At 42.2% G+C, this 15,151-nt stretch carries 12 protein-coding genes; 7 read left to right on the top strand and 5 right to left on the bottom strand.

The window, feature by feature from the left end; all coding sequences use genetic code 11:
- Positions 1-5 precede the first annotated feature (5 nt).
- Complete coding sequence (locus BM736_RS14950) at positions 6-302, bottom strand: YebG family protein (RefSeq protein ID WP_076413619.1); 297 nt, start codon at positions 300-302, stop codon at positions 6-8.
- A gap of 226 nt (positions 303-528) precedes the next feature.
- Here BM736_RS14950 and BM736_RS14945 point away from each other — a divergent pair, with 226 nt between their 5' ends.
- The 4 genes from BM736_RS14945 (at position 529) to BM736_RS14930 (ending at position 5,823) form a co-directional block, all read left to right on the top strand.
- Positions 529-1,155, top strand: coding sequence for a paraquat-inducible protein A (locus tag BM736_RS14945; protein WP_076413893.1), 627 nt, complete (start codon positions 529-531; stop codon positions 1,153-1,155).
- Positions 1,148-1,786, top strand: a complete 639-nt coding sequence (locus BM736_RS14940) for a paraquat-inducible protein A (protein WP_076413617.1) — start codon at positions 1,148-1,150, stop codon at positions 1,784-1,786. Before BM736_RS14945 ends, BM736_RS14940 begins: the two co-directional genes overlap by 8 nt.
- Entirely contained in the window at positions 1,773-4,397 is a 2,625-nt protein-coding gene (locus BM736_RS14935) for an MlaD family protein (protein ID WP_076413615.1), read from the top strand. Before BM736_RS14940 ends, BM736_RS14935 begins: the two co-directional genes overlap by 14 nt.
- A 400-nt stretch (positions 4,398-4,797) precedes the next feature.
- Positions 4,798-5,823, top strand: a complete 1,026-nt coding sequence (locus BM736_RS14930; RefSeq protein ID WP_076413613.1) for a GGDEF domain-containing protein — start codon at positions 4,798-4,800, stop codon at positions 5,821-5,823.
- Between the two features lie 139 nt (positions 5,824-5,962).
- Here BM736_RS14930 and BM736_RS14925 read toward each other — a convergent pair whose 3' ends face one another.
- From BM736_RS14925 to pdsO, 3 genes are read right to left on the bottom strand one after another with little or no spacing between them, the layout of a single operon-like run.
- Positions 5,963-6,562 carry a class GN sortase gene (locus BM736_RS14925; RefSeq protein WP_076413611.1) on the bottom strand — a complete coding sequence of 200 codons (600 nt, stop codon included), beginning with the start codon at positions 6,560-6,562 and terminating at the stop codon, positions 5,963-5,965.
- On the bottom strand, positions 6,559-8,817 hold the full coding sequence (locus BM736_RS14920; RefSeq protein ID WP_076413609.1) for a marine proteobacterial sortase target protein: 2,259 nt from the start codon (positions 8,815-8,817) through the stop codon (positions 6,559-6,561). Before BM736_RS14920 ends, BM736_RS14925 begins: the two co-directional genes overlap by 4 nt.
- A 27-nt stretch (positions 8,818-8,844) precedes the next feature.
- A complete protein-coding gene (gene pdsO / locus BM736_RS14915) occupies positions 8,845-9,576 on the bottom strand; it encodes a sortase-associated OmpA-like protein PdsO (protein ID WP_076413607.1) in 732 nt (243 codons plus the stop codon).
- Between the two features lie 270 nt (positions 9,577-9,846).
- On the opposite strand from pdsO, the gene pdsR reads away from it, so the two are divergent.
- The 3 genes from pdsR to BM736_RS14900 all read left to right on the top strand — a co-directional run bounded on the left by pdsR (position 9,847) and on the right by BM736_RS14900 (position 14,324).
- Entirely contained in the window at positions 9,847-10,539 is a 693-nt protein-coding gene (gene pdsR, locus BM736_RS14910; protein WP_076413605.1) for a proteobacterial dedicated sortase system response regulator, read from the top strand.
- Between the two features lie 256 nt (positions 10,540-10,795).
- Positions 10,796-13,003 carry a proteobacterial dedicated sortase system histidine kinase gene (gene pdsS / locus BM736_RS14905; RefSeq protein ID WP_076413891.1) on the top strand — a complete coding sequence of 736 codons (2,208 nt, stop codon included), beginning with the start codon at positions 10,796-10,798 and terminating at the stop codon, positions 13,001-13,003.
- Positions 13,004-13,145: 142 nt separating this feature from the next.
- On the top strand, positions 13,146-14,324 hold the full coding sequence (locus BM736_RS14900) for a cystathionine beta-lyase (protein WP_076413603.1): 1,179 nt from the start codon (positions 13,146-13,148) through the stop codon (positions 14,322-14,324).
- 88 nt (positions 14,325-14,412) lie between these two features.
- Here the strand turns inward: BM736_RS14900 and BM736_RS14895 are convergent, their stop codons facing one another.
- Entirely contained in the window at positions 14,413-15,063 is a 651-nt protein-coding gene (locus BM736_RS14895) for a Type 1 glutamine amidotransferase-like domain-containing protein (RefSeq protein WP_076413600.1), read from the bottom strand.
- Positions 15,064-15,151 lie beyond the last annotated feature (88 nt).

The raw sequence follows: 15,151 nt of genomic DNA, 5'->3' as shown, positions 1-15,151 counted from the left end.
ACAATTTATTTTTTCGATTTAAGCTCTTTCTCTGCTTTTGTTGTCGGCTTTTTTGCAGCGACAGCTTTTTGAGGTGCTACGCCTTTAAGCAAATTCAATAGCTGATCTTTATTCTGCGCCAGATAAAAACTAAGCTTCTCACAGGTCGTTTCATCAATACCAAGGTCTGACTCTATAATAAAAGGGGTCAGGTTGTCGGAGATATCAAGCATCTTATCGTAGGCATCGGCCTCCTTTTTAGATGTGAATGTCATTTTTTCAACCCCTTCTCTGACCACTACAAATTGTGTTACAACCGCCATAACGCCCCTCTCACTGTTTATTTATACAGTCGTAGAGTCTCATAAATATAACTTCTTATGCAAGTGTTCTAGAAAACCTGATATTATCTTACTGATTGTATAGCTATATCTATCAAGTTCATTACAATTTTTCACATGCAGATTGATAAACTAAGCTGTGTGTTAACAAGCATTTCGAATAAAATAGCAAACAATAATAGGTGTGTAATAAAGTTTGAAACCATGTATCGAACATCATTGTGCTGATAAGAGTCTAACCTTGTGCCGATCGTGCGATCTGGTCATAAGGAAACGCGCATTGCCTTCTTGTGTTCGTGCATTATGTCCCCGTTGCCACACAGCAATTTATGACACCCCCTATTGCTCACTCAACGGCATGCTTGCCCTTTGCCTAACAGCTATCATCTTTTTTATTCCGGCAAACTTGTTGCCAGTCCTCGAGCTACATTTTTTAGGCAGCATAAGGACCACCACGATTATTGAAGGTGCGATGGCGGTGGCTTATCAAGGATATTGGATTGTCGGTATCGCGGTGTTAATCTCAGCCGTTATTGCTCCAGGCCTACTGCTACTTTCAGTGTTAACTCAAATCTTAATCATCAAATATCGATTAGATGTACCATTTTTTCGTGATATTTTGAAAAGGCTGCTTAAACTCCATGGCCTTTTATCTCAATTATCGATGCTAGAGATCTATATGATCAGTATTTTTGTCTCAGTATTCCAACTCACAGACTACACCGATATCCACTTAGATATGGGCACCTTCTGTTTTGCCATGCTATTTCTAGTGACACTATTTCTACAACGTGAATATCATCTAGATCATATGTGGAGTGTTTTAGATGAGTAAAATTGATGAAACAACGAGGCATCAAGGCAAAGATCTAGGGCTCACTCCTTGTCCCTCGTGCCAGCAACTGTCTGTTCATAAGAACGTCCATTGCTCTCGTTGTGGAGCAAAGCTTGAGTTAAGAGATTATTCCAGTTTACAAAAAAGTTGGGCGCTGCTGATAACTGCAGCCATTTTATTGATCCCAGCGAATGTCTATCCAATCACTATTTTTACCAGCCAAGGTCAAACACGTCACGACACTATTTTTACTGGTATCACGCATTTAGTTGATTTAGATATTATTCCAATCGCCATTATTTTATTTACAGCAAGTATACTTGTTCCTATCCTAAAAATTGTTGGATTAACCGTGTACTTAGCTGCGATCAGTTTTCAGCTACCTATCTCTAAAAAAAGGTTAATGACTGGTTTTCATATTATTGAATGGATTGGCCGTTGGTCGATGTTAGATCTGTTTGTCATATCAATTACTGCAGCTTTAGTTAACATGGGGCAGCTGCTTGATGCAAAACCTGGACCTGCCGCAACTGCATTCGCTTTAGTTATCTTGTTAACTCAGGTCGCCGCTAAAGTACTTGATACACGTTTACTCTGGGATCGATTGGAATCGAAAGATGACACAAATTGAAACACCGAAAGTTGTAAAAAAGAAACTCTTTTCACCAATTTGGCTACTCCCTCTTGTAGCTTTAGTACTTGGCTCTTGGCTAGGCATTAAAAGCATCCGAGAAGCAGGGATAGAAGTTCGTATTCACTTCCCTAGCGCTATTGGAATTGATGTGGGAAAAACCTTAGTACGCTATCAAGGCCTGACAGTCGGCAAAGTTGTAGACATTAGTATTGATGATGAACTGCAAGGTGTTAACGTTGATCTCAAGATGGATTACCGCGCAGATCCATTTTTAAATGAAGACACTAAATTTTGGCTGGTCACTCCTAAAGCTTCTATCACGGGTGTCGAAGGCTTAGACGCACTCTTTTCTGGAAATTATATTGGTATTCAGCCTGGCGGTGGCAAGTCTCAAACCTTTTTTGAAGCAGAGACTGATGCACCAGCCATGCTTCCGGGTGCAGATGGCTTAGTTATAGAGTTAACATCTGATACTTTGGGCTCCCTTGATGTTGGCTCACAGATTTTTTACCGTCAGATCCCAGTAGGAAAAGTCATTAGCTATCGCCTTATAGGCTCAAGCCAGATACAACTCAACGCTTTCATCCAAAAGCAATATTCTCATCTTGTGAAAACAGATTCACAATTTTGGAATGTTTCAGGACTTCATATCGATGCTTCACTTTCAGGGATTGAGATAAAGTCAGAAAGCCTCTCATCTATTCTTGCTGGAGGGCTCAGTTTTAGCTCCTCTGATGAATCCCAAAGGGCGCAGAATGGGCACAGTTACCATGTCTATGACAGTCAGTCCCTTGCGCAGGGTGGTATTGAGTTTACGTTAACAGCAGAGCAATCAGATGCAGCATCTACAGGAACGGATATTGTTTTTCGCGGTTTACAGGTAGGTCGTTTAACTGACACTAAACTGACAGATACTGGGGTTAAGTTCACAGCTAAGATTGATAAAGAGTATGCTCAACTTCTATCAGGTAGCTCACGCTTCTGGACTGAAGGCGCCGATATCTCTTTAGCGGGTGTTAAACATGCCGAGCGGTTAATAACTGGCAGTGTGATCAATCTATCCACAGGCACTGGCGAAGCGTTATCCCAATACACCCTGTTAGATACACCACCTGAAGAGAATGCTCAATCAAAGTTATCACTTACATTGACATCAGAAAATAACCCTGGCGTTAGCGCCGATGCACAAGTGCGTTATAAGCAGCTCCCTATTGGTAAAGTCTTATCTGTTAACCTAAATAAAGCGTTATCAGGCGTTGAATATAAAATTGAGATCTGGCCTGAGTACAGTGAGCTCATCACCTCTGACAGTTATTTCACAACTGAATCGGCACTCGACATCGACGCATCGCTGGATGGCGTTTCGGTTAAAACGCGTGACTTAACAACATTGACGAAAGGCGCTATAAGCTTAGTTCAAGGGCAGAGTAAGTCCCCAGTCAAAAACCAATCTCAGCTATCTCTGTTTAGCTCAGTATCTGATGCTAGCGACTATTTCAGTAATTTAAATCAAACAAGATTATCGCTAACAAGCTCGGATGGTGCAGGCCTCTCTAAGGGCTCTCCAATCTATTATCAAAAAATGAAAATAGGTGAAGTAAGCCAAGTAAACTGGCTAGCGGAGAGTGATGAATTTGATATTCAAATTCATATTCAAAAACAATTCAGTACGCTGATTAAAGCCAACACAGTATTTTGGCGAAACAGCGCCCTATCAGTAAACGCTGGGCTTTCAGGTGTTGATATAGAAGTATCACCACTAGAAGGAGCATTGAAAGGTAGCATAACCCTTGGGTTACTCAATGAAGGTGCTACAGGCTCACAAAGCTATCTATATGAGTCAAAAGCACTCGCTTTATCACAAGCAAAACCGATATTACTGACATTTCCTGCAGAGGTAAAACTTGCAGCTAAAGCACCAATTAGATACTTAGGTCATAAAGTTGGTGAAGTGGAGCGAGTGACCCTCAATAATGACTTACTTACAGTGAGTGTTAATGCATACCTCTATGGAGATTATGCAGAGCATTTTACTCAAGTTGATGCTGAGTATTTTCTTGTTGATGCACAAATATCCTTGGCCGGTATAAAAGCGCCAGAAACGGTTATTACCGGGCCGTATATCGGTGTAAAACCTGGGGTCAGCCATGCGTATACCACTCAATTTACTGGTGATGTCAAACCTGTCGTTCAATCAAAACATGGGTGGCTACAGTTTATTCTTGAAGATACAAACCTTGGCTCAATCAAGGCCGGCACCCCGATCATTTTTCGTGGTATAAAAATTGGGGCGATTGACAGCTATCAACTCAGTGATGCTGGTAATTCAGTTCAGATGTTTGCCCATATTGAGCAGCAATATCGTCACTTAGTGAATCAGAGCAGTCAATTTTGGGATCTCTCAGGCGTAAAAGTCGATGTTGGTTTGTTTTCTGGTGCAAAAATTGAAACTGGTTCCTTAGAAAGTATTCTTGCTGGAGGGATCGGCGTTGTTACAGAACAAGCAACCTCTCAAAGTAACCAACTTGAAGCACAAACCCGTTTTCAGTTGCAAAAACAGCTTGATCCAAAGTGGCTCACATGGGCACCAGAACAAGTTAGTCAATAATTTAGAACAGCCATGAATACCAAAGCCAGCACTATTTGCTGGCTTTGTAATACCAGTCTGCATAAGTAATTGGTCTTCTCAGCGCTATTTTTGGTAAACTAATTCGAGGAGAATAAGTGATGCAATGGTGCTCCCTTGTAAAGTTATTCAACGAAGAAGTAGGCAGCCAAAGAAGCGCCTGAAAGGCGAGTTTTAGCACATCTGGTGCTGTGTTAACGAGCTTAAACGTAGAGTAACTATGTTCTTCACTCGTTGCCTTGCCCCTGAAGTGCTAAACTCTCGCTGAGAGGCCACATTTTATACAGATTGGTATAAATTCTGTTCATTGGTCATCAATAGGATCATTAACTATGCTCACAGTTAGCAAGTTGAATTCTATCCTGTCACTCAGGGGAGCTTTATGTCTAAAGAAATCATGAAACAAGCAGCGAGTAATTTAAAAAAAGCTGTTCCTCTGATGTTAAAGCACCAAATTCCAACGACACCCACTAATTATGCGCTTTGGTATACTTACGTTTCAGAGCAAGCACCAGAGCTCAACAAAAAGCTAGATTCTATCATTGAACAACACAGTACCTGTCCCCCTGTCAGCTCAGATCTTCTATACAGAGAATATGTGTCAGATCCCGCAGAAGTAGATGTCATAGATATGCGCCAAAATATTGAGGCTATGGCAAATGAGCTTTCTCATTCACTCAAAGATACTAATCTCGATGCAACTCAATTTCAGCATCGTATCGATAGTAATTTTGAAAAGCTTAATCGCATTGAAGAGGAGGGAGTCAGTCTTGAAAAAGTACTCGGCGTTGTCAGGAACCTAGTAAAAGAATCTGAGGATATTCGCTCAAGCACGCAGTATTTCACTGGGCAACTCAGTAAGGCTCAGCAAGAGATAGACGCGTTAAAAAGTCAGCTCGCCAAGTCAGAGCATAATGTTTTGTATGATGCGCTTACAGGCGTGCTTAACCGACGTGCATTTGACAATGATATTGATGGTTTACTCAGCCAATCTCCTGATGGGTTATGCCTCATTTTAATCGATATCGATCACTTTAAAGCTTTCAATGACAACTATGGCCACTTACTTGGTGATCAGGTACTTAAAGCTGTAGCGAAACGATTACAAGAAGCTTGTAGAGACGGGGTAAAGCTCTACCGTTATGGCGGTGAAGAGTTTGCTGTTATCGTTCCTAACAGCCAACTAAGTGCTGCCCGTCACTTAGCTGAGGCAATGAGACGTGGTTTAGAGAAGGTCTCATTAAAAGATAGGAGAAAGGATGTTCGAATTAATAACATCACAGCCTCTTTTGGCGTAGCCCAATGGAATAAAAAACTTGGCACTAGCCAGCTAATAGAAAAAGCAGATGCGTTAATGTACGAAGCAAAGCGCCTAGGACGAAACCGTGTGATGCCAATGTCTAGTTAACATAATCTCGGTTATTTCTAACTAATTCTATTTACAATGCTCCCAAATCAAATTACATAAACCCAGGTCGTACAGAAGCGACATATATAGGATAACTCACACAAAAAGTTATTTTAGTATGTCGCGAAAACTCATAGTCTCATACCGGTACCGCCTTAACGAGAAGACGTAGAGCACCGTTAGATTCCAATCGATTAAATGGATAGCAAGTGATCAATGTCAATTGCTGTGAGTGAATAGGCTCCAACTGATAAACATCTGACTCATGCACTATTTGAGTCGATGTCACTCTAAACAACTGTTCATGCTCATCAGCACTTTGAATATTAATTTTTTGACCTGGTTTTATCCCATTTAAAATAGAGAAATGGGTATCATTGTGCCCTGCAATTACCCTACTTCCCTCAAAAGCGTCTAATCCCGCCCCATCGAGCGTAGCGGGACCAAAAGCTAAGTTTCGCCCCGATGCACCAGACAAGACATATAAAGGCTCACTCTTTCTATATTTACCTTCTCCTCCGTCAGCTAACAAAGTTAATTTAGCCACCGGATAAGTATCTGCCCAACTCCAGGGTTTATGAGGTTTTTGATCGATTAAAGTCTGTTGCCAGGCTTGCTGAATAAGAAACTGAGCAAAGTGTGCTTTAGCTTGCATATACCCTCCTTTTACAACTAATGCTATCCCAACAAGAACAGCAATAACTGCCAATATCCTTAAGTTAGCTTTGACTGTGTTCATGATTTATAGCCAGCGCTTGGGCTGTTAATTGCTTCATTGAAACTGTTTGAGGTTAAATGTTTAGACTTATCTCTATGAGACTCCAGTAGTGAACGGTAAATACCTAAGGTTGTCGCTCTATCTAGCCCAAAGCTGGCGATATAAGCCAAACCTAAACCAAGCAGTATCATGCCGATCATCATGAGTAAACGACTATCACCACCTGTTTGCGGCATTTTTCCTAAACTAGTTTGCCAGCCATGAGGAATAGCTCGAATAACACTTGCACTGTTTGAAACCACTGACGGGTGCTTCTGTGAGCTCATATCCACAGCGACTAAACTGGTATATTGGCTCACTAAATGATAATTGAGTGCCAATGCTGTTATCTGTTTTTTTATTCTCGAGTCATTAACCCCATCCTTGCTCATATCTAGTGCTGCGATCTGTTTTCTTGCCCACAAGAGATCTAACCCAGCAGCTTGCTGGCGATCTGTCAGTGAGAGGCTCCTTTGCCAGTACTGCTCACCGATATTGCCTGTTACAACCAATTCTGAAGCGACTGCAGAAAATATTTTAGGTTTCATTTTTATGGCCACGAGTAATGGCTCATTTGCATACAGATCTGGAATGTTAGCTGGCCAGTGATCTGGAATGGTGCCATCTGCATAATACAGTTCAATATCTGTTACCTGAGGGTGTTCTACTTTATACAGTAGTGACTCTAGTTTACTCTGCACCTCATCGAGCTTTCCAATATAGGTAAATGTTCCTCTGCCAAACTCAGCGGCTCTTTGCATAAAGTATGAGTTTGGCGCCGAGCCAATCCCGATAGTGAATAATCTCGCGCCGCCAATATGCTCTTCGATGTAACTAAATAGCTCCCTTTCATTGGTCACTGCACCATCCGTCATAAATAGCACTTGCTTTAACCTATTTATAGCGTCGAGGTTTTGATCATCAAACAGCGAAGGTTCCGCTGGGGTATCGGCCAATGCTTGCCTTAATGCTAAAGCCATTTCAGTCCCACCATTAGCACTTAGGCCGCGAATAAATTGATTTGCCCTACCGATATTGGCCGCTGTCGCATTAATCGCATGATCTGCTAGCAAGTTGACTGAAGAGTTAAATTCAATAATATTGAAGATATCTTTACTCCCAAGGCCTGCCAACGCAAAGACCATCGCTTTTTTGGCTTGTTCAATCGCTTCACCTGACATTGAGCCTGACGTGTCGATAACCAAAATTAACTCTCTAGCAACCTTGTTGTTATGCTTACCGAGCTCAGGGGGAACAATCATGAGTAACCCATAGTCACTTTCTACATGTTCCGCACTCAGTTTAGTTGAGTGTGTTTGCCCCTCTTGAGCATAAATGGCAGCGAGTGGCTCACCTGTTTCTATGGGTTTCCACTTAAGTACAAAATCCCGATTCGCTATCGTTTCACTCGTGAGTTGAACTTGATATCGAGACGATGATAATGGCAAGCTCTCAATGTCATGGTAGGGGCTACTGATCTGAGCAAGTTCCGCTCCAGCGTCAAGTGAAATATCTATGTTCACTTTAGGTCCTGCATCGACCGAGCTAAACCTTGAAGCAACATAATCCTTAAAACGCCCAGCAGTTGACTGAGTAACTCGCTGATTAAGGCTTTTAGGCTCATTTAAACCACTTCGTGCTTGACGGTTTGGAGAGTATCTAGGGTTAACCAGCATAGGAAACCTAAGACTAAACTCCCCTTTTTCAAATCTGACTAGCTCCTGATAGTTGATCTCAACAACTAACGTCTCATGAGGTGCTAAGTTAGCGACTGAAGTAGTAAAGATGTTTGCACGTGTTTGTTCAATTAAACTCGCACGATTCCCTGAATCTTTGGCAGCTTGAAACGACTTTCTTGCTTCATTGCGTGTTTTTACTTGCCCCTCTATCACTCGGTCACCGACTTTCAGCCTCATATAATCTACAGCGGCGTCATGGGGTAATGGGAAGACATAATCACCATTGATCCAATGTTCAGTGTCATTGTTAAAAGTCTGTTTAACTGACACACGATTAAGCCAGCCAGACACGTTCATCTCAACATCAGTATGCAAAGCTAGCGCTGTATGCTTTTCATCATCGCCAATATGCTGATAAATAAAACTTCCTTGGGTGACTTCTGTATCTTCATTGGCAATGACCTGATCACTTGAAAAAATCATATAAGCCAGCAACGTAAAAGATAACACCCTCCCCCAAAGGGGGGAGTGATGATTTTGCCTAAACTCAGCGTTCATATTATATTCCTTTACCATGAAACCTGTTTAGTGGTTAGCTGCTAAGGCTGCATCTTCTGTGACAAACTTGATGGTGACGCGGCGATCAAAAAAATCATTTTCAAAGCTTTGTTCATCGCTAATTGGTGCTGTTGCGCCATAAGCTCTAAAATCAAGGCGCTGCTCCTCAACCCCTTTGGCCACTAGATAACTTTTTACTTCAGCAACTCGTTGCTCTGACAGCGCTTGATTGTAAGTCGACTCCCCTCGACGATCGGCATAGCCTGTCAGGTCTAATCTCAGCTCTTGGGATAACGCCATAGCACTCGCCAACTCATCTAACTGAGGTTGAAAATGATTTTCTAGCTGAGATGAACCTGTTTTAAACTGAATATTAAGTTCAAGCTCTGTGAGCTTTTGATCTCTGGCTTGCTTGAGTGCGATAAGCTCGTCTTGAGCTGACTCATATTGATTGGTTAAAAGAGCGAGTGATTGTTGATCTACATTAAGCTGCGTTATCGTGACTTCCTGCTCGCTTAACTTGGCTTGCTGATGCTTTATCTCTGCTTCATCTCCGACAGACTTACCAATAATCCCCCCAGTGAATGCGCCAATAATGGCTCCTACTGGCCCGCCAACTACAGCGCCAAGCACAATGCCTGAACTCACACCAATTAACTCTTCGTTATGCTCTCTCTGGTTTTCTGCTTCAGCTGCAAAACCTGCCTTGGAAATCATTAGTGAGCTTACCACTAGCACGGCTATAATCTGTTTTTTCATATTCTCTATCCCTATTAGCATTAACGTACAAATGAGTGAGTCAACAAGATGAATCATCTCGTTTCGATAATTGAATTAAACCCCACGGAGATGACTTTGACAGGGATGAAAAGTGGCATTACAGGTATCAATTGTGGCAATAAAAAGGCAATGTCTTATCTTCGCTTCTCACTGCTAAGTTTTGCTGTATAGTCTCATTCAAACAGAGAGGCTTGCAGATATAGCCACTGTTTATCACTGTTGAATGACTATTTGGGAAGATGCTGCGCCATGAAACGAATTGCTATAGTAGAAGATGAAGTTGCTATTCGCGAAAACTACAAAGAAGTACTACAGCAACAAGGCTATAGTGTTCAAGCTTATGCTAACCGCCCACAGGCAATGCAAGCTTTTGCCACTCGCCTACCCGATCTCGCTATCATTGATATTGGCCTTGAAGATGAAATTGATGGAGGCTTTACGCTTTGTCAGTCTCTCAGAGCCATGTCGAGTAAATTACCCATCATTTTTTTGACCGCTAGAGACAGCGACTTTGATACTGTTTGCGGCCTAAGATTAGGCGCTGATGATTATTTAAGTAAAGATGTCAGTTTCCCCCACTTAATCGCGCGATTAGCAGCCCTATTTCGCCGCTCAGAATTGCAAGGTGTAGAAGCGGCTGATGACAACCTGCTTGAAAGAGATAAACTACTCATTGACGTCAATAGAATGCAGGTAAGTTGGAACCAGCTGTCAATTGAACTGACGGTGACTGAATTCTGGATGGTACATGCCCTAGCTAAAAGGCCTGGCCATGTGAGAAGTCGTCAAGAACTCATGCAAGAAGCGAAGATTTTTGTTGATGACAGTACAATCACTTCACATGTAAAACGGATCAGGAAGAAATTCCTAGCACTCGATGCTAACTTTGATTGTATAGACACAGTATATGGAATGGGTTATCGCTGGGATCCCCAGAGCTAACAGCTAAAACAGCAAGGTATTCCACTAAGGTTGAAACACCTTTTAATTCTGCTTTTGAGTAAAACTTTTGATAAAACGCCTTTTTGATTTCAAAGCTAAATTCGCCCTGTACGCATACTTTGCAGCCAGTCGGTCAAAAAGTGTGATGAAACGTGGTTACTTCAAGGTGACAAGTTTCTTGAGTTCAGTGACCCCGCCTGCCGTTTTTAGCGCACTTAAGGTCATTGCGGAAGTATTGTTGTTAGTTAAAGAGAAAATTGTTAGCTTTCATCCACCTGTTGGGCTCAGGTCTAAAGTGGCCATTTTATCGCTGTTTTTACTCTGCCTACCTTGGCTGGGCTATCAATATGTCTGGGAGATGGAAAAGTACCTCAGATACGGACAAGAGAAGACACTTGAAGGAACAACCCAGGCCCTAGCAACGGCGCTTCATGAACGGCCAAATTTATTCGATATACAAGCCAGCTTTTTAACCCAAGTAGAGCAAGGGCGCGATCTCTATGCTTACCCACTTGCAGGTGCTATCCAACTCGATGGAAAGCTCCATGATTGGGCTCAGTACCGCCACCGTAGTATCAACTACGGTGAGGGCCATCAGATCTTTAAAGCATCAGCAGACATGCCTCTCAATATTAGCTTTAACCATATGGTAGGCAAATATGGGGGCTTTCTATACGCATTTTTCGAAGTCACCGATCCTAGTGTTATCTACCGTGGAACGAACAGCTTAAAAATTGATGTTAATGATCACCTGGCGATAGCAACACTCGCCCCTGATGGAAAGTTTAAACGCTATATAATAGCAACCCAAAGAGATGGCTGGGTAAGTGCTTATGAGCTACCAGAGAACCCCAAACGCAGAATGCCAGTTACTCCTGAGCTCAAAATTCAGGGCAAGTGGCTAAAGACAGAAGTTGGATATAACGTTGAGATACGTCTTCCACTTGATATGGTAGGAAGTAAACTTGGTTTTGCTATCTATGATGTTAATGATCGTAAGACACGCTCACTTGACGCCATCGTCGGCACCTCTGCAATCGATGATGTAGAAAACTTAGGTACTGTCTTAGTCCCCTCCCCTGAAATTGAAAGTATCATCAAAGGTATGAGCCATAACAGCTCGCGCATTTGGGTAGTCGATAAGCATGGGCGTGTTCTGGCAAAATCTGGAGATATCAGAACCAGTAGCAGTGTTTGGACTCGCACAGTTCAAGAAAAGCCTGATGAAACCTTCTGGGGGCGCTTTAAACGCGACTACCTACACCGTTTTTACTACAAAATTCTCACGACACCACCGAAAGACTTTATTGACTCACTGCAGGACTCTACAGTACTGGAAGGTAGTCACATTAAGAATGCCCTTTCTGGTAAACAAGGCTCTACCTGGCGCTTAACGCCAGATAACAAAGCCGTCATACTCGCGGCAGCTAGCCCTATATGGATTGATGATAAAGTGATGGGAGTCGTTATTGCCGAAGAGACGACACATGGTATTCGCACCTTAAGAAACAAGGCGCTAGAAAAACTCTTTAACGTCATTCTTACCATTATGAGTATGGGAACTTTAGCCCTATTCTTTTTTGCATCGAGTATTTCAAGTCGGATCAGAAAGTTAAGGGATGAAGCGGAAGAGGCCATCGATAGCCAAGGGCGAATTAGAAAGTCAATTCAAGGCTCTGAAGTCAGAGATGAGATAGGTGACCTTTCAAGAAGCTTTTCAAGCATTGTCAGCCGCTTAGGTCAATATACCCATTACTTAGAGAATATGTCTTCACGCTTATCCCATGAGTTAAGAACACCGGTTGCGGTAGTTAGATCTTCGCTCGAACATTTAAGCCTACAACAGTTAGACAAAGATACGAGAAAGTACGTGGAGCGGGCTGAAGAGGGAGTGAGCAGGCTTAATATGATCCTCAACAATATGAGTGAAGCCACACGCCTAGAAGAAAGCCTATCTAAAGCTGAAATGGATATATTCCCACTATCAAAAGTTGTTTCTGGTTGTATGCAAGGTTATCAACTGACCTACCCCGATATCGAGTTTGTTACTGATATCACTGAGGACCCTTTGACTATGAGTGGGGTACCAGAGTATATCGCTCAGTTAATGGACAAACTCATTGCAAACGCCATGGAGTTCAGCAAAGACAACACGCCGATCACTGTCTCTCTTGTGGTGAAAAATAAACAAGCTGAGCTGAGCATAGCTAACTTTGGCCCGGTTCTGCCTGAGAAAATGGCTGAACAGATCTTTGAGTCCATGGTCTCTGTTCGTCAACAAAAAGCACAAGATAAACCTCATCTTGGTTTAGGTCTGTATATTGCGCGGCTCATAACCGACTTTCATCAAGGGACGATTAAGGCTAAAGATCTTATACCCACGAGCAAAAGCTCAGATAAACTGAATAGTTCAAAACACTCAGGGGTTGAGATTCTGGTCACTCTCCCCTATATAAAAGAATAATAACCTACTGAATTATTGGGATAAAAATACTGGTATATTCAAAACTATAAGGTCATATACCCAACTCAACCTAGATTTTGGCCATATAGATGTTAAGATGGCTAAAAATAAATTCCCTCTACTTGTCATGGAAGTATGCCCTATGAAAAAAGAAACTCAGATTATTACAGTTGGTCGCGACAAGAAATGGACCAAAGGTGTTATTAACCCGCCCGTATTTCGTGCATCAACCATGGTCTTCGACACCATAGATGAGATGCGTTTTGCCACTAAAAACCGTGCCAATGGTGAGATGTTCTATGGTAGACGCGGTGGGCCCACTCACTTTGCATTTCAAGCGGCAATAGCTGAATTAGAGGGTGGCTGCGGTACGGCTTTATATCCTTCGGGATCAGCCGCGATTAGTGGCGCTTTATTGTCATTTTTAAAAGCTGGCGACCACCTGTTGATGGTGGATAGCGCTTACGAGCCCACTCGTGATCTTTGTAATAAGTTACTAGCAGGCTTTGGCATAGAGACGACCTATTACGACCCTATGATAGGTGAAGGCATCGCCGAACTGATAAAACCAAACACTAAGGTGCTATTTCTAGAGTCTCCAGGTTCAATCACCATGGAGATACAAGATGTTCCAACACTCAGCCAAATAGCTCACCAGCATAACCTTGTGGTAATGCTCGACAACACATGGGCGTCACCTATTAATTCACGTCCATTTGAGATGGGAGTTGATATCTCCATTCAAGCTGCAACTAAGTATATTGTTGGTCACTCTGATGTGATGATGGGAACAGCAACATCGAATGAAGCACACTGGGAGCAGTTAAGAGAAAATAGCTACACCATGGGTCAATGCACTTCGCCAGATGATGTTTACCTTGCAAGCCGAGGACTGAGAACGCTCTCCGTGCGTATGCAGCAGCATGAACAAAATGCGCTAAAAGTCGCAAATTGGTTAGCAACACGTCCTGAAGTCGATCATTTGCGTCACCCAGCATTTGAGTCTTGCCCAGGACATGAGTTTTTCAAACGTGATTTTTCTGCCGCAAATGGATTATTTTCCTTTGTATTAAAACAAGGTGATATTAAATCTGTCACAGCATTCGTAGAAAATATGGACCATTTCAAAATGGGCTTCTCTTGGGGAGGGTTTGAAAGTTTAATTCTCGGTGTTTTTGGTATCGATAAACTAAGAACGGCAACTAAATGGGATAGTAGTAAGCCACTCATTCGTCTTCATATTGGTTTAGAAAACCCAGATGACCTAATTGCAGATCTTGAGCTGGCCTTCGAGCGATACAATGCGGTGATCAACGGCTAATGCCTGTAGACAGCCATTTAAATTGAGGTGAGCCACCTAAGGGCGGCTCATCGAGTTTAATGATATTCGGTATTTGTAACTTGCCTCTTCACACATGACTGGGCTCATATAAAAGCGGTTGACCAAACTCAAAACATTCTCCAGATACAATCGCTAGGCTTGAATCGTCATCACAAAAGTAAATTTCTGCTTCATTTAGCCCATAACGTTTTATCTCTTTACTGAGTCCAAGAGAGACTTGATTATCGCGCTTTGCGTGCGGTGTAAAATAAAAAGGCACTAGAGAAAGCCCACTTAATACCTGTAAATCAACACTGTTCTTATCACCACACAGGTAAGCAGTTGCTACAGAAGGCGTCATAATCATAGCACCTGCACTGACACCAATAAGTGCACCGCCGTCGGCAACATACTGCTTAAGTTGAGACATCAGTCCCCTGTGTTTAAGCCACTTCAAAAAACGAAATGTATCCCCACCAGATAAGTGGATAGCATCACAATTAAATAATGCTTCAACATCCTCTACAGCAAAGTCTGACTCTAGCTCCAAGTAACACGTTAACTTATCTCCGAGTTCATGGTAGATAAATTGAGTCTGCTTGAAATAGACTCTTTGAGGATCGGGCTGAGAAGCGATATAACCAATGTTTTTTTGTGTAGCACCTAGCGAGTCCAATACGCACTTGATTGCAGATAAACCATTTTGAGTATTGGGATCACTAATAAGTGCTATTTTCATGTTTTAGTTTCCATTCCAAATAAGTAACAATCAGGTTAAACACAATAACTCAAGCCTACAAGTATCTATACTAGATAAGTCTAAAATC

The organism is Shewanella sp. UCD-KL12, from assembly GCF_001957125.1.
Lineage (GTDB): Bacteria > Pseudomonadota > Gammaproteobacteria > Enterobacterales > Shewanellaceae > Shewanella.
Note: the sequence above shows the minus strand (reverse complement) of the source record. Positions and strands in the feature narration are given on the sequence as shown.